At 37.6% G+C, this 23,066-nt stretch carries 21 protein-coding genes; 16 read left to right on the top strand and 5 right to left on the bottom strand.

Annotated elements, in window-relative coordinates:
* Positions 1-81: 81 nt before the first annotated feature.
* From UFO1_RS17325 to UFO1_RS17310, 4 genes are all read left to right on the top strand, one after another.
* A complete protein-coding gene (locus UFO1_RS17325) occupies positions 82-1,425 on the top strand; it encodes a GntP family permease (RefSeq protein WP_038672879.1) in 1,344 nt (447 codons plus the stop codon).
* A gap of 74 nt (positions 1,426-1,499) precedes the next feature.
* The gene (locus UFO1_RS17320; RefSeq protein ID WP_038672876.1) at positions 1,500-2,396 is read left to right on the top strand and encodes a dihydrodipicolinate synthase family protein; all 897 of its coding nucleotides are present in this window, start codon (positions 1,500-1,502) and stop codon (positions 2,394-2,396) included.
* Between the two features lie 324 nt (positions 2,397-2,720).
* Entirely contained in the window at positions 2,721-3,362 is a 642-nt protein-coding gene (locus tag UFO1_RS17315) for a CatB-related O-acetyltransferase (RefSeq protein WP_038672873.1), read from the top strand.
* A 446-nt stretch (positions 3,363-3,808) separates the two neighbouring features.
* The gene (locus UFO1_RS17310; RefSeq protein ID WP_038672872.1) at positions 3,809-4,678 is read left to right on the top strand and encodes a class I SAM-dependent methyltransferase; all 870 of its coding nucleotides are present in this window, start codon (positions 3,809-3,811) and stop codon (positions 4,676-4,678) included.
* A gap of 189 nt (positions 4,679-4,867) precedes the next feature.
* Here the strand turns inward: UFO1_RS17310 and UFO1_RS17305 are convergent, their stop codons facing one another.
* Positions 4,868-5,509, bottom strand: coding sequence for a flavodoxin family protein (locus UFO1_RS17305; RefSeq protein ID WP_038672870.1), 642 nt, complete (start codon positions 5,507-5,509; stop codon positions 4,868-4,870).
* A 127-nt stretch (positions 5,510-5,636) separates the two neighbouring features.
* Here UFO1_RS17305 and UFO1_RS17300 point away from each other — a divergent pair, with 127 nt between their 5' ends.
* Complete coding sequence (locus tag UFO1_RS17300) at positions 5,637-5,960, top strand: helix-turn-helix domain-containing protein (RefSeq protein ID WP_038672868.1); 324 nt, start codon at positions 5,637-5,639, stop codon at positions 5,958-5,960.
* Positions 5,961-6,495: 535 nt separating this feature from the next.
* On the opposite strand, the gene UFO1_RS17295 is transcribed toward UFO1_RS17300, so the two are convergent.
* Positions 6,496-6,783, bottom strand: coding sequence for a hypothetical protein (locus UFO1_RS17295; protein WP_038672866.1), 288 nt, complete (start codon positions 6,781-6,783; stop codon positions 6,496-6,498).
* 117 nt (positions 6,784-6,900) lie between these two features.
* Here UFO1_RS17295 and UFO1_RS17290 point away from each other — a divergent pair, with 117 nt between their 5' ends.
* The 7 genes from UFO1_RS17290 (at position 6,901) to UFO1_RS17260 (ending at position 14,245) form a co-directional block, all read left to right on the top strand.
* Positions 6,901-7,257 (top strand): antibiotic biosynthesis monooxygenase, encoded by a 357-nt coding sequence (locus UFO1_RS17290; protein ID WP_038672864.1) that lies wholly within the window; start codon positions 6,901-6,903, stop codon positions 7,255-7,257.
* 58 nt (positions 7,258-7,315) lie between these two features.
* Positions 7,316-8,263 (top strand): DUF6612 family protein, encoded by a 948-nt coding sequence (locus tag UFO1_RS17285; protein ID WP_038672862.1) that lies wholly within the window; start codon positions 7,316-7,318, stop codon positions 8,261-8,263.
* Between the two features lie 364 nt (positions 8,264-8,627).
* On the top strand, positions 8,628-10,103 hold the full coding sequence (locus UFO1_RS17280) for an ATP-binding protein (RefSeq protein WP_051788988.1): 1,476 nt from the start codon (positions 8,628-8,630) through the stop codon (positions 10,101-10,103).
* Positions 10,104-10,117: 14 nt separating this feature from the next.
* Positions 10,118-10,537 (top strand): tripartite tricarboxylate transporter TctB family protein, encoded by a 420-nt coding sequence (locus tag UFO1_RS17275; protein ID WP_038672860.1) that lies wholly within the window; start codon positions 10,118-10,120, stop codon positions 10,535-10,537.
* A gap of 19 nt (positions 10,538-10,556) precedes the next feature.
* A complete protein-coding gene (locus tag UFO1_RS17270; RefSeq protein WP_038672857.1) occupies positions 10,557-12,065 on the top strand; it encodes a tripartite tricarboxylate transporter permease in 1,509 nt (502 codons plus the stop codon).
* Positions 12,066-12,172: 107 nt separating this feature from the next.
* Positions 12,173-13,120: a tripartite tricarboxylate transporter substrate binding protein gene (locus tag UFO1_RS17265; protein ID WP_038675347.1), complete on the top strand. Its 948-nt coding sequence runs from the start codon at positions 12,173-12,175 to the stop codon at positions 13,118-13,120.
* Positions 13,121-13,300: 180 nt separating this feature from the next.
* A complete protein-coding gene (locus tag UFO1_RS17260; protein ID WP_038672855.1) occupies positions 13,301-14,245 on the top strand; it encodes a tripartite tricarboxylate transporter substrate binding protein in 945 nt (314 codons plus the stop codon).
* A 425-nt stretch (positions 14,246-14,670) separates the two neighbouring features.
* Here the strand turns inward: UFO1_RS17260 and UFO1_RS17255 are convergent, their stop codons facing one another.
* Together UFO1_RS17255 and UFO1_RS17250 are read right to left on the bottom strand one after the other, a co-directional pair.
* On the bottom strand, positions 14,671-15,348 hold the full coding sequence (locus UFO1_RS17255) for an LrgB family protein (protein WP_038672853.1): 678 nt from the start codon (positions 15,346-15,348) through the stop codon (positions 14,671-14,673).
* 2 nt (positions 15,349-15,350) lie between these two features.
* Complete coding sequence (locus tag UFO1_RS17250) at positions 15,351-15,713, bottom strand: CidA/LrgA family protein (protein WP_038672851.1); 363 nt, start codon at positions 15,711-15,713, stop codon at positions 15,351-15,353.
* Positions 15,714-16,294: 581 nt separating this feature from the next.
* Here UFO1_RS17250 and UFO1_RS17245 point away from each other — a divergent pair.
* Together UFO1_RS17245 and UFO1_RS17240 are read left to right on the top strand one after the other, a co-directional pair.
* Entirely contained in the window at positions 16,295-17,188 is an 894-nt protein-coding gene (locus UFO1_RS17245; protein ID WP_038672849.1) for a LysR family transcriptional regulator, read from the top strand.
* 25 nt (positions 17,189-17,213) lie between these two features.
* Complete coding sequence (locus tag UFO1_RS17240) at positions 17,214-18,404, top strand: MFS transporter (RefSeq protein WP_038672848.1); 1,191 nt, start codon at positions 17,214-17,216, stop codon at positions 18,402-18,404.
* Between the two features lie 95 nt (positions 18,405-18,499).
* Here the strand turns inward: UFO1_RS17240 and UFO1_RS17235 are convergent, their stop codons facing one another.
* Positions 18,500-20,008: a YfcC family protein gene (locus UFO1_RS17235; protein ID WP_038672846.1), complete on the bottom strand. Its 1,509-nt coding sequence runs from the start codon at positions 20,006-20,008 to the stop codon at positions 18,500-18,502.
* 914 nt (positions 20,009-20,922) lie between these two features.
* Between UFO1_RS17235 and UFO1_RS17230 the strand changes: the two genes are divergently transcribed.
* Positions 20,923-21,918, top strand: a complete 996-nt coding sequence (locus tag UFO1_RS17230; protein ID WP_038672844.1) for a LacI family DNA-binding transcriptional regulator — start codon at positions 20,923-20,925, stop codon at positions 21,916-21,918.
* A 138-nt stretch (positions 21,919-22,056) separates the two neighbouring features.
* Positions 22,057-23,034: a substrate-binding domain-containing protein gene (locus tag UFO1_RS17225; protein ID WP_038672842.1), complete on the top strand. Its 978-nt coding sequence runs from the start codon at positions 22,057-22,059 to the stop codon at positions 23,032-23,034.
* The last annotated feature ends 32 nt before the right edge of the window (positions 23,035-23,066 follow it).

Raw genomic sequence — 23,066 nt, 5'->3', positions numbered from 1 at the left:
TTATTACTTGGAATCAAGAAAATATTATATTTTCTGATTCCGAGTAAATAGCAACTATGGTATAATTTAGGAGGTTGATCTATGCCATTATTAATTGTAGCAATAGGCGTAATTCTATTAATTGCTTTAATTTCTAAATTTAAATTAAATACATTTGTTGCACTCCTGATAGTATCATTTTGTGTAGCACTTACACTGGGTATTCCTATGGAAAAAGTTGTTTCCACGATAGAAGCTGGGATTGGCGGAACGTTAGGGCATATTGCGCTCATATTTGGTTTGGGTGCAATGTTAGGCCGACTAGTGGCTGATGCTGGTGGTGCGCAACGAATTGCAATGACCTTAATTAATAAATTTGGAGAGACTAAAATAGAGTGGGCCGTTGTAGTTTCCTCATTTATTGTTGGAATCGCAATGTTTTTTGAAGTCGGGTTAGTATTGTTGATCCCAATTGTTTTTTCGATTGCAAGAGAAATGAAGGTGTCACTATTATCTTTGGGTATCCCAATGCTGGCAGCATTATTGGCTACACATAGTTTTCTTCCGCCACATCCAGGCCCTACGGTAATCGCTGGGGAGTATGGAGCTGATATTGGGAAAGTCTTGCTATATGGTATTATTGTGGCTATCCCCTCCGTTTTTATCGCCGGTCCAATCTTTACTCGACTCGCAAAAAAGATAGTTCCTTCGGCATTTGAGAAGAGAGGAAGTATTGATTCTTTGGGCGAGCAAAAAGAATTTAATCTCGATGATACGCCAAGTTTTAATATTAGTTTATTAACAGCCATGTTTCCGGTGATTCTAATGCTGATTGCTACTGGTGTAAAAATGGTAATTGGCAACACTGGCACAAATGTTGTGTTTAAAGTGATTGCATTTGTTGGCGATCCATCCGTAGCAATGCTAATTTCTTTAGTGATTGCAGTGTATACTATGGGAATTAATAGAAATATTTCTATAAAAGAAATTACCAGATCCTGTTCGTCTGCAGCAGCCTCTATCGGTATGATGTTATTGATTATTGGTGGTGGTGGAGCTTTTAAGCAAGTGCTTATTAATGGTGGAGTCGGTAAGTATATAGCAGTTATATTTGCTGGGACATCGATGTCTCCAATTCTTTTAGCATGGATTGTTGCAGCGATATTGCGTATTTCTTTAGGTTCAGCAACTGTTGCGGCGATATCTACGGCTGGTTTAGTTATTCCGATGTTAGCTCAATATGATGCTAATTTGGCATTGGTCACCCTCGCAACAGGTTGCGGCAGTGCCATTGCATCGCATGTTAATGATGCTGGATTTTGGATGGTTAAGGAATATTTCGGCTTAACTTTAAAAGAAACCTTTGCTACCTGGACATTGTTATCGACAATTACTTCTGTTGTAGGGCTGATATTTATTTTGGCGTTAGATGCAATAATTAAATAGTGATGATCCGAATAGATATTTTAAGGGTAACCAAGAAAGTAGATTTTTAATTGTAGGATATAGGAGGAATTGAAATGAATTGTAAATATATTAGTCCGATTTTGACATCGATCAATGACGATGGTACGGTAGATTATGAAACGATGCATAAGCTGTATGACACATTGATTGATGCAGGAATTGATGGAATATTGGTTGGAGGTAGTTCGGGAGAATTCTATGCTTTTACGTATGAAGAGATTAAGGAATTTATCTTGGATGCAATATCATATATTGGTAATCGAGCCATTGTGATGGCAGGTACAGGACGGATGGTATACAAGGAAACTGTGGATTTGTCAAATTTGGCTTTAAAAGCAGGTGCAACGTCAGTACTTGTAGTAGGTCCATATTATAGTGCTTGCAACCAGGAAGATGTATTTAACTATTATGATAATCTTTTAACAGATGTAAAAGGACCACTTTATATTTATAATTACGAAGACCGTACTGGTTATGATGTAACAGTGGACACCTTTTTGCGCTTACTAGCTAAGCATGATCATCTAGAGGGCATGAAAGATACGCATGCTGTGCTTCGACATACTCAAAAGTATATTCAACTCGTAAAATCTAAGTATCCGAATTTTATTGTTTATACTGGATATGACAATAACTGCATTCCAACGGTTATCTCCGGTGGCGACGGTTGTATTGGTGCGTTATCTAATGTATATCCGTCTCTATGTGCTGAGGCTATAGAATCTCTTCGCAAGGAAGATTTGAGTCAAATTGTAAAAGCACAACGATTGATTGATGAAAGAATGCGTTTTTACGAAGTCTATACACCATTTAATCCTGTGATGAAGTGGGCTATGGCGGAGTTAGGCACAGGTATGCAGGAAAACTGCAAAGCACCATTGACTGCGCTAACTTTAGATACAAAAGCTTCTTTGTCTGGTTTTGCGGATCAATTATGGCGTAATAAATAGGATATTAGTGTATTTTCAATGATATAAAGCGAACTTAATATGAAGAAAATAGTTTTTTATTAGATGTTGAAGAAGCAGTGGGGCGGCTCCGCTGCTTCTTTTATTTTTAAGAAGGCATAATTCAATTTTGGAAGCAAGAGAACCGTCCTGATGCTTCTTTACTAGTCCAATTAAATTTTTGTTAGAATTTGCAACTTTGGCTAAGGTGGAATATAATGTAAATTAAGTATGTAGTGATGGGGTGATATAATGACCATGATAATTTGTGCCAAAAAAGATTATGATGGTGTAACATAAATTTGAATAGAAAGAAGGACTTAAATAATGAAACCAGATGTCAGTAAGATTTATCCAAGAATGAATGATAACACCATTTGTTATCTTAAAAATATAATTAAAAATCCAAATATCATCATAGGTGATTTTACCTTTTATCATGATTTTGTAGATCCTAAGGGGTTTGAAAAAAGAAATGTTTTATATCATTATCCTGTTAATCATGATCGTCTTATAATCGGCAAGTTTTGCTCAATTGCTTGCGGTGCCAAATTTCTTTTTAATGCTTCAAATCACACGATGAGTTCCCTATCTACCTATCCGTTTCCAATATTCCCAGAGTGGGATGAAAATGTGCTGGTAGCTGAAGCTTGGGATAATAAAGGGGATATAGTGATCGGGAACGATGTTTGGATAGGGTATGAGGCAGTAATCATGGCTGGAGTGCATATTGGCGATGGTGTTATCATTGGAACTCAAGCCGTTGTAACAAAAGATGTTCCGCCATATGCAATTGTTGGTGGAGTGCCTGCAAAGAAGATACGAAAGCGATTTGACGATTCAGTAATTGATATATTACAAGAGGTGAAATGGTGGGATTGGGATATAGACAAGATACGTGAAAATCTGCAAGCTATTCGTAGTGCAGATTTAAGAAGGTTGCAAGAAGTAGTTACTGAAAATAAGTAAATTCAATTTTTAACGGGAAAATTCTTTGCTTTGGGGTTCGGGTGATTATTAAATTGCCCGAGCCCCAAATTAATAGTAGGGGACAAAATTTAATATATAAAGGTTTTTATCGAAAATTGGGCAAAATTAGACGTAGTAATAATTGCTAGGTGCTCTATATGCAAAAAGTAGCAGCGATTAAAGTTGATAGTTATGATATATGCATATGAAGACGTAGAAAAAGGCGTAAACGAGGCTCGTGCGTTATAAAAAGACAAGTGAACGTCAGAGCAAAAGAATATGTACGGCATACCAAGAAGAATGCGGACTCATTTGGAAGCAGTTTTCCCTAGTTGGGCTCGACAAGGATCTATTTTTAAAAAGGATTAACAACGGCATGACAATAATTAAAAGCGGAATTGCAATTAGAGCAACCTGAATAACGAATAGAAAGGATATATTATACTATGGCGAATAAAAAAAGTGGGCAAACCGCCTTTAACGTAGCGGCAGGACGGTTGATTGAACAGTATCAACCCAAAGAAATCAGACTTTTCACCGATCCTGTAATTAAAAATCTTTTTAATTGGCCTATCCAGTTCCTGATACAGTTCAAAATAATTAGAGATTGGATAATAAGATTAAGTGACAATAAAACCAAGGGTATTCATGGTTCACAAATTTGTCGAACTAAATATATTGACGATTCGCTTCAATCAGCTATCGAAAATGGGATCGAACAAGTTGTAATATTGGGTGCCGGTCTGGATACACGTCCGTATAGGATACCAGGTCGCGACCATATTAAGTTTTTCGAAATAGACATGCCTTCGATCCAGGACTATAAAAAGAAAAAAGTTAATAGCTACCTCGGTTCATTGCCGGGAAATGTCGTTTTCATTCCTATTGACTTCAATATTCAAACTCTGGATGAGGTTATTGCCGGAAAAGGGTTGGACTTTTCTAAGCCTGTAGTTTTTATCTGGGAAGGGGTTACACCGTATATTACTGAAGAAGCCGTAGGCAATACTCTGCGTTTTATTTCAAAAAGTTCGCCAGGGAGTATCGTGGTATTTACGTATATTCTAAAAAGCGTGATAGAAAAAAACTCCGACATTGAAGGCGCGGACGATCTGGTGAAATATCTCGAAAAATACGGCATTACTTGGCATTTTGGACTTGACCCGTCTGATGTATTCGGTTTTCTCAAGAAATTTAACCTTAAGCTAATCGAAGATGTTGGGGCTGCGTACTTTCAGAAAGAATATTTAAAACCGCTCGGGCGGCAGTTAAACGTGTCAGAAATTGAAAGGATAGTTTATGCAACGGTTATTTAATAAGATTATGAGTTTATCATTTTCTAGCAGTTTTTGAGATTTTTGCAGATGAATTTTAATAGTGTTTACATGGTTTTTTGGAGGTTTATCTATGGAAAAAAGAGGGGAGTGACTAAAAAGAACCGTCGCCTTGATTCTTCAAATCGACAAACTCCTGCAAAGCAGCCTAGCCTTGCAGGAGCTTGTATTTTAATTTGTGAATCTTACGCCCATTTCGAAAGCCTTTTTACAGTCATTGGGGAACTCGTCTTCCCGTCTTTTGGCTTTATGAGCTTCATCAAACGCCGTTACAATATACTTGGAATAATCGTTAAACTGATAAGTATCTGTAACATATAGCGCTTCAGAAGCTCCGAAAATCCTTCCCAGCTGATTTTCAGTTCCCTTGAGTACGGGAACGTAGCCCCACTCTTTCATCGTTTTCTCGTCCAAATTCATGGTATAAATAAAACCTAGCGGTATCTTTTTCTTAAAAAGAGATGAATAGTTTGCATCATAGACTACGTATGGAAATGCCATCCGTTCTATGAACGATCTCATCGCACCAGTAACATTACCAAAGTAAATAGGCGATCCCAGGATAATAGCATCAGCGTTTTCAATTTTTTCCAGAACAGGAGTAAGGCCGTCTTTAAAAGCGCATTTTCCGTAACTTTTTCCGTCTTTTAGTTTACAGGCAAAACAACTAATACACCCTTTATAGTTAAGATCATAAAGATGAATAAGTTCGGTTTCAGCGCCTTGTGAGGCTGCTCCCTCCAGTGCTTTATTCAGTAAGGTTGCAGTATTCCAGTTTTCTCGTGGACTGCCGTTAATTGCTAAAATTTTCATACATACCCCTCCGTTAATATATTTGAAATTGACTTTATGTACTGCATTATATATCATTATGGGAAATAGGGTAAGTATGCACAAATTTGTTATATACTAACCCAAAGGTGAGTAAAAGGAGTATGTCGTGGAAAAATTTAACCAGAAATACGAAAAGTGCCCAATGTACCATACAATGTCTATTCTTGAAGGGAAATGGAAATGGATTATATTATGGGAAATATATGAAGCTAAGGTAATACGATATAATAAATTGAAAGATACATTACAACCGATTGCACATAAAACATTAAGCCACCAACTAAAAGAATTGGAAAACAACAAAATAATTCATAGAGAACAATACAATCAAATTCCTCCCAAAGTTGAATATTGGCTGACTGAGGAAGGAAAAACACTAATCCCAATATTGGAACTCATGTTTCAATGGGGAGAACAACACATGAGTTAAGTAGTCAGCAATGTGGATCTGACTAGTCTTTAATCCGTGGGAGGAATAATTACTTAATTTAATTAGTCTTACTCTTGTTTCATTTGGCGCACAGTTTTCATGTTTGAGTTTTGTTAAGTATCGTGGTATGTCCATAAAACAACATTTTTGCTTGCGATAATCTGAGGAAAATAGCGTAAAATCCTGTATTACTTGTAATAAGTGATGCAGGTTTGGATTCTTTGAAAGAATTGGGAATTGCTACAATTAGTGGATTGCAAAGACTTCAAAGAGAACAACGAGATGGTGTGATAAGAAAAATGAAAGACATGTAAGGTGTTACAATAAGGCAATTAACAAGGATAACAGGAATATCTAAAAGTGTGATTGATAGGATCTAGTGGGACAGAGAACCTGTCCTCTTGTCCCTAAATAAGACTCCGTAGACATAATGCCTACGGAGATTTTTATTTTTAGAATTGGGTATATATCTTTTTATTGGAGATGTATGTATTTCTTGAAAACGAGTTCCTGTCCGTGTGTTCCGCTTTGATAATCAAGGCTCGACGCCAAGTTTGAGGAGCTGGGCTTTAGCATCATTAATCCGTTCTATGTCTGTTCCGATTTGGATGTATTGGCGAAAAGCAGCAATGGCTTCTTGGGTGCGTTTAAGGTCCATTAATGCTTTTGCTTTAAGATAATATGCGCTTTCTTGCTTGGGATTGGCAACAATTATTTTGCCAAAAAAATATATACGACGAACTCCTGCAAAGCAGCCCAGCCTTGCAGGAGTTTTGTATTTTAATGGTAAATAGAGTAGAAATATGGAATAGTGGTTTTTCAAAGATAAGTCTATGAACGTATATTATGACATGAAACAAAAAGAGGGGAGTGACTCGAAAGAACCGTCCTCTTGAGTTTCTAGACAGACTGAAAATATTACAATGACAGGAGCGATTCTATGAGTGCAATAGCTAAAACCCCTCAGCCGCCTTATTATGCGGTAATATTTACTTCGGTAAGAACTGAAGGTGATAATGGGTACGATAAAATGGCTAATGAAATGGTTGAACGGGGATTTAGTCAGCCTGGTTTTTTAGGGGCGGAAAGTGTCAGAGATGCTGCTGACGTAGGTATAACTGTATCATATTGGGAATCATTAGAAGCTATTGAAAACTGGAAGAATGATGCTCGGCACAAAATAGCTCAAAAACTTGGTCTGGACTTGTGGTATGAAAGTTTTGCAACGAGGATCTGCAAGGTGGAGCGACTTGGGCTTTTTAAAGTTGATGAGGGTGAAAAAATGATGTTTAAATGATAGATATATACTGGAAATGCATGGATGCACGGAATTTATAAAAGGGAGATTGATTTAGATGATGGGATTTTTGCGAAAGATCAATTGGGGAGTTACTTTAGTATGGGGATTGTTGTTTGTGGCGATGAGTAGTTCGTTTGCTTTTGCCGATGAAAAGCTGCCACCGGAAAAGGCGTATTTGAACGATGTATATAAAAATATGATGGATGTAAACAACTTGCATTATGACATGGCGATCAATGCTGAAACCCCGATGGGAGAAGTGAAAGTTGCAATCGATGGGGAAGTTCAGGAAAAACCGCTGAGCTACAAACAAGATATAAACATTTGCTATCGTGATGTAAAGAATACAGAAAATACAGTGATGCTAAAGCAGTATATAGAACAAAACCAAGGCAATCTAGTGCTTTATTCGTTAAGTAACGAAAAATGGATCAAACAGATTGTGCCGATCGGTCTTTCTTTGAACAAAGAACTTTCAGCGGATGAAAAGGTCTCTGCTCGAATGAATATGTTGCAGTTAATGAAATCGGTGAAGCTGAAAAAGGAAACACCATCCTATAAATATATGGAAATAACTTTGGATAGTATGCAAATAAGTGATGCTATAGGTTCAGCTGTCAAACTAAATAATGTGCAGGATAAGGACATGTTGAGTGCGGCTGCGGTAGGACGACTTGGGTTGTTAGCTGCTGGCGATATAAAATATAATGTTAAAGTTGATAAAGCGACTAAGATGGTAAAAGAAATAGAGATTGATTTGACAGAACCGATTCGAAAAGGGGCAGGATTGTTTTTGGACATAGGTAATCCAAAGGACAGGACTAAAATCGAAGATTTTTTAACAAAATCGACATTGAATATGCAGATAACGTATTCAAAATATAATCAAGTAGATCCTATAGAGATTCCTCAAGATGTGCGAGACAATGCATTAGAATTCAAACCGGCAGGGAAGGCAACTCCTAAAAAAAGTGAAAAAGATGTTGCTATGACTTCGTTGTAAAAACTGAAAATATTCAAAATGCTAGAATCGGGCTATATCTCATAAATACTATTTGTTGATTTTAACAAATAGTATTTTTATTTTATGAGGTATTTGAAATGGATAGGAGAAAGAATATCGTAAGAGAACCATCCCCTTGAGTTTTTGAAATAGAGATATGCCTTGATGTAAAAGTTGAGGCTTTTTCTTCTTATTTATTGTCAATGTTAATATACCTGATGCCGGAAAGGATTTTTGCCATTTATTGGCGAAGTAAAAATAAGGGATAAGAAATATTGTACATTTTTAGAAAAACGTGGAAATGATTATAACATGATTTTACAATAAATTATAGTTGTAAAACTACTACGAGGAGGTAGAAACAGTGAAAAATTTTAATTTAACAACAAAATTAAATTTTAAGATCATTGGTGTTGTTCTATTACTACTGATTACTGTTACTGCCCATAACCAGTGGCTGTTATTACAAGAAGAAAATGCTAAGAATATCCATTGGCTCATGTCTATTACCGATTTTCTTGTAAAAAAAAAGCCGCCTGGCTCTTTTCTTGACATTGCTGATCGACATGGCGCAGCCAATAAATGTCTTCGGGGGCAAATTCTGTCTATCAATCAAGAACTCCAACCCATTGTAAATGACATACTCGTGCCGACAGATATCATTAAATTTGGTTATTATTCCAGTCAGCAGGAAAGTATTGTCGCGCTTGGTGCAAATGCTGATATCTCATTACTGGTTGGCGTTGATCCCAGCAGGTTTAAACCAAATTGTGAAGTCAATACAGAACAGTTAATTGAAAGGAAAAACTCCATTTTGTGGCATGGCGCAAATGAGGTCATCTACGTTAGACCCATTATAGAGAATGGCCTTATTATCGGTCATGCTTTCGCCTCTATAAACCAGGATGCCGTTTATGCAGGCATTAGGAAGCGCATGGTAAATACCCTTTTAGCTGTCTTTTCTATGTTATTGATATGCATCATTGTATTTCGCGAGTTATTTGTGCAATTAAAAAAAGACCTTCAATTATTTGCTGAAAGAATACTTGACGGACAAACCTATGATTTTAATAGTGAGATCACTGAATTTACCCCTATTCTTAAATATATTAGTGAACAAACGGAAAAGATGACCCGCCTGGACAGATTGAATATCATTGGTGAAATGGCAGCTGGCATTGCTCATGAGGTACGAAATCCCATGACAACGGTAAGAGGGTTGCTACAACTTATGAATGCTAAACAAGAATTCACTAGCCACAAAGAAAAAATTTCTCTTATGATCGATGAATTAGACCGTGCCAACAGCATTATTACAGAATTCTTATCATTAGCTAAAAACAAGGTGATGAACTTTACCGACGGTAATTTAAATGATCTTATTCGGGACATTCATCCCTTACTGCAAGCCGATGCGTTACGCAATAATTGTGACATTGAAATGTCCTTAGGTGATATTCCTACTATATTCATGGATCAGAATAGCATCCGTCAACTTATTTTAAACATGATACGAAATGCTATAGATGCTATGCCTACAGGTGGTCTCATCCATATTACCACAGAAAAAGATGAACAAAGAGTACTGTTAGCCATAAAAGATCATGGAATTGGGATTCCTTTAGAAGATAAGGAAAAGCTTGGTACGCCCTTTTTTACCACGAAAGATAATGGCACTGGCTTAGGATTAGCTGTGTGTTATCGAATTGTGCAGCGTCATGCAGCAACCATTATAGTAGAAAGTGAATTGGGGAAAGGTACTACCTTTACTATAGGCTTTCATGCAACGATCTTAACAACAGTGCCTTCTTCCGAAGATATTCAAAAAACAATTTTATAATTGAGGTGATTGATATGGCTGAAAAAATAATAACTTTCTTCTTTTTACTTGGCAGCAGTAGCTATTTATTTTTCGCACAGCAATTTGCCTTTGGTACCTTAAACTCGCCTAAATCTGGCTTTTTACCAACTTTATCTGGAATCTTAGCCTTGCTATTGTCATTAATCCTGCTTTACAACCAATTGAGGTCAAACAAAAAGGTAGTACTAGATAAGGTTAATTGGACAAAGTTTATTTTTATCATTATTGGTCTGCTATTTTATGTCTCATTTTTAAATATTATCGGGTACTTTGCAGCTACTTTTATATTCTTATTTTATTTATTTAAGGTAGCCGATACAGAGGGGTGGCTTATGCCTCTTTTGGTTTCCTTTAGCAGCTCTGCCATTTTTTATCTTATATTTGCCAACTATTTAAGTATTCCATTGCCATAAAATTAAAGGGGGTGAAACATTGGACATCTTGAATCTGCTGCTGCAAGGCTTTTTGGTCAGTGTCATTCCAGGTAATTTATTGGCGTGCACAATTGGCGTTATTATCGGTACGCTGGTAGGAGTCCTTCCAGGGATTGATACTGTCAGTGCCATTGCCCTGCTGCTGCCTTTCAGTTATGGTATGGACAGCACTGCAGCGCTGATTATGTTTGCAGGAATCTATTATGGCTCGAAGTATGGCGGCTCCACCACTTCAATCTTAATAAATGTCCCAGGAGAAGCGGCCTCCGTGGTTACCTGCCTGGACGGTTACCCAATGGCACAAAAAGGCCGGGCAGGAGCGGCCTTATCGGTTTCGGCTATTGGTTCTTTTGTTGCAGGTACTATCGGCATCGTCGGGCTAACTCTCCTAGCTCCTCCTTTAGCGCAAGCCGCGCTGGCTTTTGGACCACCAGAGTACTTTGCAATCTCCTTAGTAGGATTGATCTTTCTGTCTAAGCTAACTGGTACATCCACACTAAAATCCGCCTTAATGGCAGCTGTTGGTGTGATGCTGAGTACCGTCGGACTAGACAGCCTGTCAGGCATCAGCCGCTTTAGCTTTGGTATCGATGAACTAGACAGAGGGTTTGAGTTATCTATTTTGGCAATGGGAATGTTCGGTATCGGAGAAATTTTAACTACGATGACGCAAATAAATACTGCCACTGATATACCATTAGTAAAATTTAAAGACTTATATCCTACCAGAGAAGAATGGCGGCGTTCTATTGTTCCCATGTTCCGCGGCGGGGGCGTAGGATTTTTAGTCGGTTTACTCCCCGGTCCTGCTGCAACCATATCCAGCTATCTTTCCTATGCCCTGGAAAAAAAATGCAGCAAAAACCCTGATGAATTTGGCTGCGGCGCTATTGAAGGCGTAGCTGGGCCTGAATCAGCCAATAACTCGGCCATTTCAGCTACAATGATTCCGCTATTATCCTTGGGACTTCCCTTTTGCGGGGCAACAGCTATTTTACTCAGTGGTTTTATGATCCATGGTATCACCCCTGGTCCAGGACTCATAACGGAGCAGCCTGCGTTATTTTGGGGTCTTATTGCCAGTATGTACATTGGTAATGTGCTGCTGTTGATTATTAATTTGCCTTTGATTGGTGTTTTCGTACAATTACTCAAAACCCCACTCCATATCCTCATGCCAATGGTAGCCGCACTCACCCTGACTGGCGCCTATTCCATCAATAATAGCATATTTGATTTGATCTGGGTTGTTATCTTCGGTATCCTAGGCTTCTTACTGCGTCGGACAGGATTTGAACCAAGTCCTCTGCTTATCGGTTTAGTACTAGGCTCGGGACTGGAGCGGGGTTTAACGCAAGGATTGATTATTTGCAACGGCAGCATCTGGGCAATGATTACCCGCCCTATTTCAGCCACTATACTGTCATTGGGGGTGATTGCTCTATTTTATAACATTGTTAGGTGGTTTACTAAGATCAATTGTGCTGAAGAGAAGGTAAATTGTTAGCAGGATTTATTGAATAAAGGGAGGCAAATCAAATGCAAAAAAAAACATTGATTTCACTGACGGCCTGTTTATTCATCCTATCGATCATGCTAGGAGGTTGTTCTACTATGCAAGATAAATCAGCAGGTACTACAGCCAACAAATACCCCAATAAACCCATTACTTTTATTGTCCCCTTTGGTATCGGGGGTGGCACAGATTTAGTGGCACGTTTACTGGAAAAATCAGCTCCTACCTATTTAGGACAATCCTTGGTTATTGTCAATAAACCTGGAGCATCAGGAACCCTTGGATGGAACGAATTGTCTGGTGCTAAACCTGATGGCTATACTATTGGTATTGCGGGAACTGAACTACTATTACAACCCCTGTATGGCCCATCAAAATATCATTATCCAACCGCCTTAGAACCTCTTGCGCAAATTGTCAGTCTATCAATGGTAATGGCTGTGAAGAAGGAACAGCCATGGCAAAATGTTGATGATTTGATTGCGTATGCTAGAGAGCATCCAGGAGAAATTAAGTTTGGCCATACAGGTGTAGGGGGTTTAGGCCATGTTGCTGGAGAAGCATTCGCTAAAATTGCCAATATTCATCTTGAACAAGTTCCTTTCCAAAGTGGCGCAGAAGCAACAGCAAGTCTACTGGGCGGACATGTTCAAGTCGTTTTCCTTAATCCAGCATCCATTAAAGAACATACAAAAAGCGGCATGCTAAAGGCATTGGCAGTATCGGGCAAACAGCGACTAACCGACCCTGTTTATACAACTGTACCAACGTTTAAAGAGCAGGGTTTCGATGTTGTATACGATAATTGGTATACAATTGCTGCACCTAAGGGCTTACCACCTGAGGTAAAAGGCAAATTAGTCGACGGGTTGCAAGTTATGATAAATAATCCTGAATTCAAAAAAAGTATAGAACAATTAGGACTTCAGATTAGTTATTTAGGTCCTAAGGAATTAAAAGAAAAATGGTTAGACGATAGCGAACAATTAACTAAGGTAGTTCAAGAAACTGGAATTCTAGACAAAATTAAGGGTCAAAAGAAGTGATCTCAACTTATTAGCTTTATTAATTGCCTAACGATAAATTACTTCCCTAACAATGGATGAGCATAAAAGTTATTCGTTTAACCTGAGTAGGAAAGGTAGGAGAATAGAATGCAAAAAAAATCTTTGGTTTTCCTTATCATATGTTTACTATCTATGTTGATATTAGGAGGTTGTAACAATATGCAAGAGAAGACGGTAACTACAACTAAAAAATACCCCGACAAACCTATCACTCTCATTGTCCCCTTTGGCGTCGGAGGCGGCACGGATCTAGTAGCCCGCTTACTGGAAAAGTCAGCACCGATATATTTAGGGCAACCTTTGGTTATTGTTAATAAACCCGGTGCAGCGGGCGCTCTTGGTTGGAATGAATTGGCTGGTGCTGCTCCAGATGGCTATACCCTTGGTATTACGGGAGCAGAAATATTATTACAACCATTATACGGACAGACGAAATACCATTATCCGACTGCGCTAGAGCCTATTGCACAAATTACTGAATCACCACAGATGATAGCAGTTCTGTCTAGTCAACCTTGGCAAAACCTCAATGACTTAATTGCATATGCCAAGCAGCATCCCGGGCAGCTTAAATTTGGTCACGCTGGCATTGGCAGTATGAATCATGTGGTAGGAGAATCTTTTGCTGAAAATGCTAATATTCAGATTGAACAAGTTCCTTACCAGAGTGCAGCAGAAGTAATGGCTAGTTTGCTTGGTGGTCATACTCAAATTGCTGTTACTACTGCAGCATTAGGAAAAGAACAGATGAAAAGTGGAATAGTAAGATTAATAGCCATAGGAAGTGGACAGCGGTCAACTGATCCAGTTTTTGCAAATGTTCCTACCTTTAAAGAGCAAGGAGTGAATATTGTTGATAGAGGTTGGTTTGGAATTGCTGCACCTAAAGATCTACCTATTGAGGTAAAAAACAAATTGAGCAATGGATTTAAAGCTATGATTAATGACCCTGATTTCAAAAAAAATATTGAAAGTTTAGGACTTGAAGTTAAATATTTAGATCCCAAGGAATCAGCAGAAAGATGGTTGGATGATGGCGAAAAATTAACTAAGACAGTACAAGAAACTGGTGTCTTAGATAAAATTAAATCACAGAAAAAGTAATTAAGTAGGGGTTACTGAACAACTGAAAAAGGTAATAAGATCAAGGGTTTTAAGCCTGTTTTGTAGAATATAGATGCACAAGATACATTCATATCATGACAATAAGCAAGGAAAATAGGAGTATCTAAAAGTGTGATTGATAGGATCTAGTGAGATAGAGAAATTGCCCCCTTGTCCCAGAAAAAACAATATATAACGACAAACTCCTGCAAGGCAGCTTAGACTTGCAGGAGTTTGTATTCTAACGGTAAATAGGATATGGGATATTGTTTTTCAAAGGAAAGCTTCTAATTACGTATAGCGTACATGAGAGAAGAAGATGGGAGTGACTCAAAAGAACCGTCCCCTTGTGATTCTAGACGTGTGATTGATAGGATCTAGTGGGGACAGAGAACTTGTCCCTTGTCTCCACTGAAAATTGCATCTTATATTATCATAGGTACTAACATAGGTGCTAGCATAATTGTAATAAGTCCGGCAAAAATCATCGTCAAACTGGCTATTGCCCCTTCGATAGAACCAATTTCATATGCTTGTGCCGTGCCGGCGCCATGTGCGCCCATACCTAATAACATACCCTTACTGACCTGGTGGTGTATCGGGCACCATTTTAAAATAAAAGGTCCAGCAACAAGTCCGACAATACCTGTTATGATTACGAAACTAGCTGTCATAGTCGGCAAACCACCAATCGTTTGCGATATATCCATGGCAATTGGGGTGGTAACGGAACGCGGTGCCAAACTATCAAGAAGCTGAGGGGTCAAATGAAACCACTTACCATATATAATAGAAGATAAAACGGCAGTAACAGAACCACCCAAAACTCCAATACTAATTTCTAAGCCATATTTTTTTAACAATCCTCGATATTTATATAATGGGACTGCAAAAGCAACCATAGCTGGCTGTAACATTTGAGTAATCCATTGAGTACCCGCATAATAGGCATCATAGGAAACATGAAAGGACAGTATTAAAATAATTAAAACTAAGGGGCATGTGACTAATGGTGATAAAAATACTGACTTATTTTTTTTATATAAGAACTTTGCTCCTAAGTAACTAAAAATAGTAATCATGAAACTAATAATCGCTAACATTCTTATCGTCCCCTTCCTATTTTATTTACAAATTCAACTAAGAATCCTGTACATATCATCACCGTTACAGTGCTAAGAAAAATAACAAACCCAAAGCGTATCCCATTGTCCAGCATGATTTGCCGATACTGGATCACACCAACAGCTGATGGTATAAAAAATAAGATTAATTCTGTGATTAAAATATTAGCGCCTGCTTCTAGCCATTCCAGACGGATAATCTTAGTCTCCAATAAAAGAAAGATAAGGAGAATCCCCACCATGCTACCGGGTACATGTAATTGAAATAATTGGGTTATCTTATTACCCAATATGGAACTACCTAATAATATAAATACTTGAAAAACAATTTTTGAAATATACATCTTATTTCGCCTCCGTGCCATAGGGTTAGTATATACCTTTCGCTTTTCATGTGTAAAATGAATAATATTAATATGAAATATTCCTAAAAGATATAGTTGAATATAAATAGTATTCGTAAGTAACCATGAAGAGTAGAAATACCTTACAGGTGTATTGTATTTTAGTGGTAAATACAATAACGGAAAGTCCTGCAAAACAGCGTAGTTTTGCAGGACTTTTATATTTTAATGTAAACAGAGTAGAAATAGGGATTCTTTTCAAAAAGGAAACTTCTAATTATATATATTGATGACGTGAGATGAGAAAAAGGGAATGACTCAAAAGAACCGTCCCCTCGATTTATTTTTAGAGTTGTTATTATACGCATTTACAATCCGTATTTTTGGTGAGTCTGGGATAATTAAAACGTAAATTAGAAAATCCTATTGATTCAATCAATATATTCAATTTCCCTTTTTCCCATGGAACAGTTATTGTTAAAGAGGAGGAAAAATCGAAAAGTGGGAGTTTATTTAATTGTCAGTCATATAATAATGTCCTACAATATAAAAAGAGTAAAATTGTGGGATGTGTTAATTAAATGGATTTACGATTACTACAAACGTTTCTTTCAGTTGCAAAGCTAGGCAATGTAACTCAAGCTGCGGAAAAACTAAATTTTAGTCAACCTACAGTCACGGTCCAAATCAGAACACTGGAAGAACACTTTGGGGTCTTGCTGTTTGAGAGGGTAGGAAAAAAATTATATATAACAGAAGCGGGCAAACGTTTGATTGGCTATGCTGAGAAACTATTGTTAATACATGGGGAAGCACAGGCTGTGTTACAAGAATTCTCATATGATAAAACGATTAAAATAGGTCTTGGCACTGCAGTTGCAGCGCATACTCTTTCGCCTATTTTACAGGAATTCCAAGTGCAGGTTCCTAATGTAGCGGTACATATTGAACATTGTTTCAATCTACCGATTACAGTTAGGGGGATATTAGATAACAGTTTTGATTTTGCACTTGTTCACGACAAAATTTCAGATAATCAAATTTTGCAATTTAATGTTGCGGTAGAAAGACTAGTATGGATCGCACACCCTCTCCTTATCAAGAAGTATGGCAATAACATTTGGCAGCAGCCTTTTATCGCACTAAAACAAGGGAGTATTTATCGGGCAAAATATGATAGGGTGTTACGGGAAAATGGAATAAATCCTGTGTTAGAGTACAGTGACTCTGAAGCAATTCGGCAGGCTGTGCTAAATGGATTGGGAGTAGGTGTATTGCCAGAAGTATTGGTTAGGAACAGTTTGGATGATGGAACACTTATCGAGTTTAATAATGTACCTAAATTGGAAATTGTATTTTCTGTGATATTCCATAGAGAAAAAACATTTACTATTGCAATGCGTTCTTTACTAGCCATGATTGCAGAACATGCAAATATATATAGTGAATTATCAGGATACTTGCAATCCATGTAGGTACTATCTTTGTAGGGGAGAGTAAATGGATAAATTATATGATAGCGAACAGCTTAAAGTACAGAAAAAAGCCTTATTCACTGGAAGTTTAGCACATTTTATACATGATGGATTTACTGATATGTTGTACATTCTTTTTCCAATTTGGCAAGCTCAGTTTTCGTTAACTTTTGCTGAAATTGGCTTTTTAAAAACAATTTTTTCCGGGACTATGGCAGGTTTTCAAGTGCCATCAAGTAATCTTGCTTACCGAATCGGCGAAATTAGATTGTTGTTACTTGGAACTGTTCTTACAAGTATTTCCGTTTGGTTGTTTGGGTGGTCGGCAACCCCAATTTTGTTAGGCGGTTTACTTGTAGTTGGGGGACTAGGTTCTAGCGTACAGCACCCTTTATCGTCTTCCTTAATTTCCAAAGCCTACACAGATACCAATGCACGAAGAATAGCGCTGAGTACTTTTAATGTCGCAGGTGACATGGGCAAACTAGTTTTGCCAAGTGCAGCTGCTTTCTTAATTAGCCAATATAGTTGGCCGGTTGCAAGTCGTGTACTCGGTATTGTCGGTATGGGAATAGTGATTATTATTTTTCTAAATAGCAAAAACCTTCAGCAAGAGCAAATTAAGACCGAAAGTAAACACGTAAAACCCACAATGAGTTCTTTAATATGGAAGGAATATAAAGCCTTTTGGTCATTGTCAATGATAGGAGTTATTGATAGTGCAACACGGATGGGTTTTTTAACCTTCTTTCCGTTTTTACTGCAGGAAAAAGGAGCAGAAGTTTCGACGATTGGTATAGCACTTTCTCTTGTATTTGCAGGGGGGGCTGTTGGGAAATTTGTATGTGGTATGCTGGCTACAAAATTCGGAATACTACGATCGGTAATCACTACGGAAATCATTACAGCTGTTTGTATATGGGGAATGATTAGTCTTTCCATAAATAATGCAATATTACTTTCCCCGATTCTCGGGGTGGCTTTAAATGGCACCTCATCGGTACTGTATGGGAGCGTTCCTGAATTGGTTTCTGAGGAACGTAGGAAACAGGCTTTTGCAATATTCTATACAGCAACAATTGGTGCAGGGGCATTATCTCCTTCAATTTATGGGATGGCAAGCGACATAATCGGTATAAAAACTGTCGTAATAATGGTTGCGATAGTAGTGCTTTTTACTATTCCACTAACTATACCTCTTAGGGAAAAACTTTAAAAATTAATTGTTGAATTCAATATTCGATTAACAAAAGACCACATCATCAAATCAGATGAACGTGGTCTTTTGTTACTTATATAGGATTATTCTTGCTAAAATGCTGCTTGAATTAGTAACATAATTCCTGCAAAAATTGTAATATAACACATTAACGGCATAATAAATTTTAACCATTTATCATAGGTTACATTCACCATTGCTAAGGTTGCTAAAACAAGTCCCGTCGGAGTGATAAATGATATTAATCCCTGCCCATATTGATAGGCACTGATGATTGTGTCTCTTTCTAAGCCTACAGTATCAGCAAGTGGGGCTATAATAGGTATGGATAAGACTGCAAGTCCGGAAGAGGATGGAATAAAAAAGCCAAGAATTATAAATAATAAATACATTACAATGATAAATACACCTGCACTCATACCTTGAACGGCATTGGATGCATAATTAAGAATTGAATCAGAGATCATGCCACTTTCCATAATCAAATTGATTGACCTGGCCACGCCAACAACTAATGCAACACTGACTAAATCAGCAGCACCGGCAATAAATTTACCAACAAATTCTTTTTCTCCTGATCCCGAAACTACGCCCAGCAATATGCCAATCACTAAAAACAATGTGCTCATTTCAGTAAACCACCATTCCTGAGTGGAAACTCCCCAGGTCATGATCACAAAAGCAGAAGTGAAGATAATTAACATTAATTTACGTCTAACAGTAAATTCAGGAATTACTTTATTTTTATAATTCTTTAAAAAGCGCTCTTCAATTTCTTCCTTTTGACTATAGATTAAGGATTTGGTTGGATCTTCTTTTATCTTTTTACCATAACTTAGAATATACATAATCGTAATGATTGTAGCAATTACTAAACCTGCCGTTCTCATTGGCAAACCTTGGGTGAAAGCTATTCCTGCTGCATTTGAACCAATAACAGATGAAAAAGGATTTACCGTGGAAAACATGGTGCCAATACAAGATCCCATATAAAGTGTAGCAATGCATACGATAGCATCATAACCTGCTGCCACAAAAACAGGAACCAGTATCGGGTATAAGGCAATTGTTTCTTCTGCCAAGCCAAAAGTAGTTCCGCCTATGGATATCAATACGGTAACGATAATAATTAACAAAAACTCTTTTCCCTTAGTAATACGTGACAGACTGGCAATACCTGCATCAAAAGCACCACTACTATTTAGCACACCAATACAGCCACCAATTATAAATAAAAACATAATAATTTCAATGGTCCCATATACGCCTTTTATCGGTGCTTGGATAATATCAACGATGCCTTGGGGATTTTGCTCCACCCTTTCATAGGTTCCTGGAATTGCGACGGCTTTACTAATGCTTCCTTCTTTGAATTTTTCTAAATTAACTTTAATCGTAAGCTGATTCAAGGTATCTTGAGTTCCTGGTAATTCTATTTTTGAAGCATCAGGCTTCGTCACAACAAAAACACTTTGACTACTATTGTATTTTAGCTTTGAATAGGAACCTGCTGGTATCACATAAGTAAGTAGAGCGGCAAACAGTAAAACGATAAATAGAACAGTAAAAGCTGTAGGAAAACTTATTTTTTTTGTACTCATTTTTATTCCTCCCCGATAATCCTATATTTTGCTTAAAATGTAAATACAATCTCTAATTGGTAATATATGCAAATTCTATGCCGATTGATCTGATGGGTTGATTTGTTTTATATTTTTAATAAACAAACCCCTTATTATCTGATGTTCTATACAAAAAATTTTATGTTTATATTTTTCAAATAGCCTTTTAATTAAAAATAAATTAGTAGAATTTGTTAATTTGGTTTACTTAAGGGTTTATTAGGCCAGCGTATTGACCTATTTGTTAACCTATTTATTACATCTGTTAGCACCAGAATATCTCGTGGTGTGATAGCAAAAAGCTGACAAAAAAGGAACGTCCCCAAGTGTCTTAATAGACAATAGTTAGAGCTGCTCAAAAAACAATATATACGACAAACTCCTGCAAAGCAGCTTAGCCTTGCAGGAGTTTTGTATTTTAATGGTAAATAGGATAGAAATATAGGATATGTTTTCAAAGAAAAGCTTCTCATTACGTATAACCATACATGAGATAAGAAGATGGGAATGACTCAAAAGAACCGTCCCTGTGATTCTTCCACGTAGATTGACTCTTTTGCTCGCTATGCAGACCGAGACACGATGGAATTAGTTGCCTTAGAAACATTGGGGACGTCAACCTGTGCAAAAGAGATGAATAAAATATGTAAATAGTGGTGAATTGCCATGTTTTTTTTAAAAGTATATAGAAAATCTATTGAATTTTCTGAAAAAAGTGATATAATCAAAAATGTAATCGGTTACATAAAGGGTTATTGCTGAAATACATCTTAATTTTATTAATACGTTACATCAATAAGTCAAGTAATACAACAAATGATACTATTACTTTGCCGTTTACTTGCTATAATAATAAAAGCAGCAATTTTTATACAGGTTTTGGGAGGATTATTGTGATTACAATTCAGGATGTGGCGAAGACGGCAGGGGTCTCGGTAGCTAGCGTTTCACGAGTAATAAATAATAGTTCAGCGGTGGCGCCAAAAACACGGGAAAAGGTATTACAGGTTATCAATACACTAAATTATCAGCCCAACTTATTGGGACGAAATTTGCGGCGGTTGGAGGCCAGGCGGATTTTAGTGTTATTGCCGACAATATCAAATCCGTTTTACACAAATATCGTTCGCGGGATTGAGGACATAGCCAGGAAAAATGGATTTAATGTTATGTTGTGCAATACTGATTCTGACGTGAACAGGGAAAAGGATTATCTGGAGATATTAAAAAACCGCTTATCGGATGGCGTCATCATGATGGGGCCTGAGCTTAGTGTAGAAGAACTCACCGATTTAGTGGAAAAATTCCCTGTTATTCAGTGCTGTGAATATATTGAAGGAGTCAAAGGCGTACATGTTTCTATTGATAACTTTGTTGCGGCGGTGAAGGCGGTCAATCATCTAATTCGAATGGGTCATAAAAGAATTGGCCTAATTAGCTGTAAGAATCGATTTATTTCTACGACGCAGCGAATTGAAGGATATAAAGAGGCTCTCAAAGCAGCAGACATAACTTTTGATGCTAGTTTAATTCAATATGTGGATGATTATGACTTTAAAAGTGGTTATCGGATTATGCAGCCTTTTTTAGAAAGGAAAGATCGTCCCACTGCGATATTTGCCTTGTCAGATGTTGTTGCCATAGGCGCCATGCGCAGGATAAAGGAAAGCGGACTCAGTATTCCCGAAGATATCGCAGTTGTGGGATTTGATGATATTAGCTTTGCCGCGATGTCCAATCCTTCTCTGACCACTATTTTTCAGCCGCAGTATGATATTGGCTGTGTGGCAATGAATTTACTCATCAAACAAATGCAAGGACAAACGGTAGACACAACGGCTATCTATCTTGAGCATGAATTAATTATACGAGAATCTACTATGAAATAGGCCGGGTTCTAACTGAGAGTTAATTTTATTCTACAAAATGTAATCGATTACAGAAGTGTGCAGGTAGACCAAAATAGTGGCTATAATATTGAGAAATTCAATAGTATATAGCAATTTATTAGAATTAGGAGGGTAAAAATGAAAAAAGGCAATCAGATTATGATGGTATTGGCAATATGCTTAGCTGTGCTTCTGACTGTCGGATGCGGTAACAGTGGTCAGGGTAATCAAAAACAGGCATCATCTGAGAAAAGGGAACAAGTAATCGGCATGTCGCTGCCGGCGGCTGACCATGGCTGGACAGGCGCGATTGCAAAAAACGCGGAAGATGAGGCCAAGGCATTAGGGGTCAAATACAAGATTTTGGCCGCGGATAATCCCAATAAGCAAGTTAGTGACATTGAAAGTCTTATTGCACAAAAGGTTTCTGTCATTATTATGAATCCTGTCGACTCGGCAGCATTAACGCCGATAGCCAAAAAGGTTAAAGAAGCTAACATTCCGCTGATTATTTTTGATAGAGAAATTGAAAGCGGCGATTACACTTTATTGATTAAAGGCGACAATAAAGGCGTTGGGATAAATGCAGCTAAATATATCGCGGAAAAATTAGGCGGCAAGGGCAATGTCGTAGATATCCAAGGCGTTCCCTGTTCTGTTACTACCCTTAGAACAGAGGGTTTTGAGGAAACCATAAAAGCCTCCTATAGCGGAATTAATATTGTAGCCAGCCAGCCGGGAGATTTTCAGAAAGAAAAAGCGTATTCTGTAGCGCAAAATATTTTGCAGGCTCAGCCCAAGATTGACGCAATTTATACGCAGGACGATGAAATGGCTTTGGGCGTGCTGAAAGCAATACAAGAAGCCAAACGGACCGACATTAAAGTCTTGACAGGCACAGGTGGAAATAAGGAATACTATGAGGTTATTAAGGGACAAAAAGGTATTGAGGTGGCCACGTTCTTATATTCGCCGTTGATGGTGAAAGATTGTGTAAAGGCAGCTGCTGAAATATTAAAAGGCAATATGCCAAAACAAAAAGATATAATCATACCTGCCGATACGGTTACCAAGGATAATGTTGCTAAATTCTATAATGAGAATGCCAATTACTAGTTATTGTCTCTGCACTAAGAGCGGCCAGCGGC

Source organism: Pelosinus sp. UFO1, assembly GCF_000725345.1.
In the GTDB taxonomy this organism is placed as follows: Bacteria; Bacillota; Negativicutes; order DSM-13327; family DSM-13327; genus Pelosinus.
The sequence above is the reverse complement of the archived record's forward strand: the minus strand, read 5'-3'. Positions and strand labels throughout refer to the sequence as shown.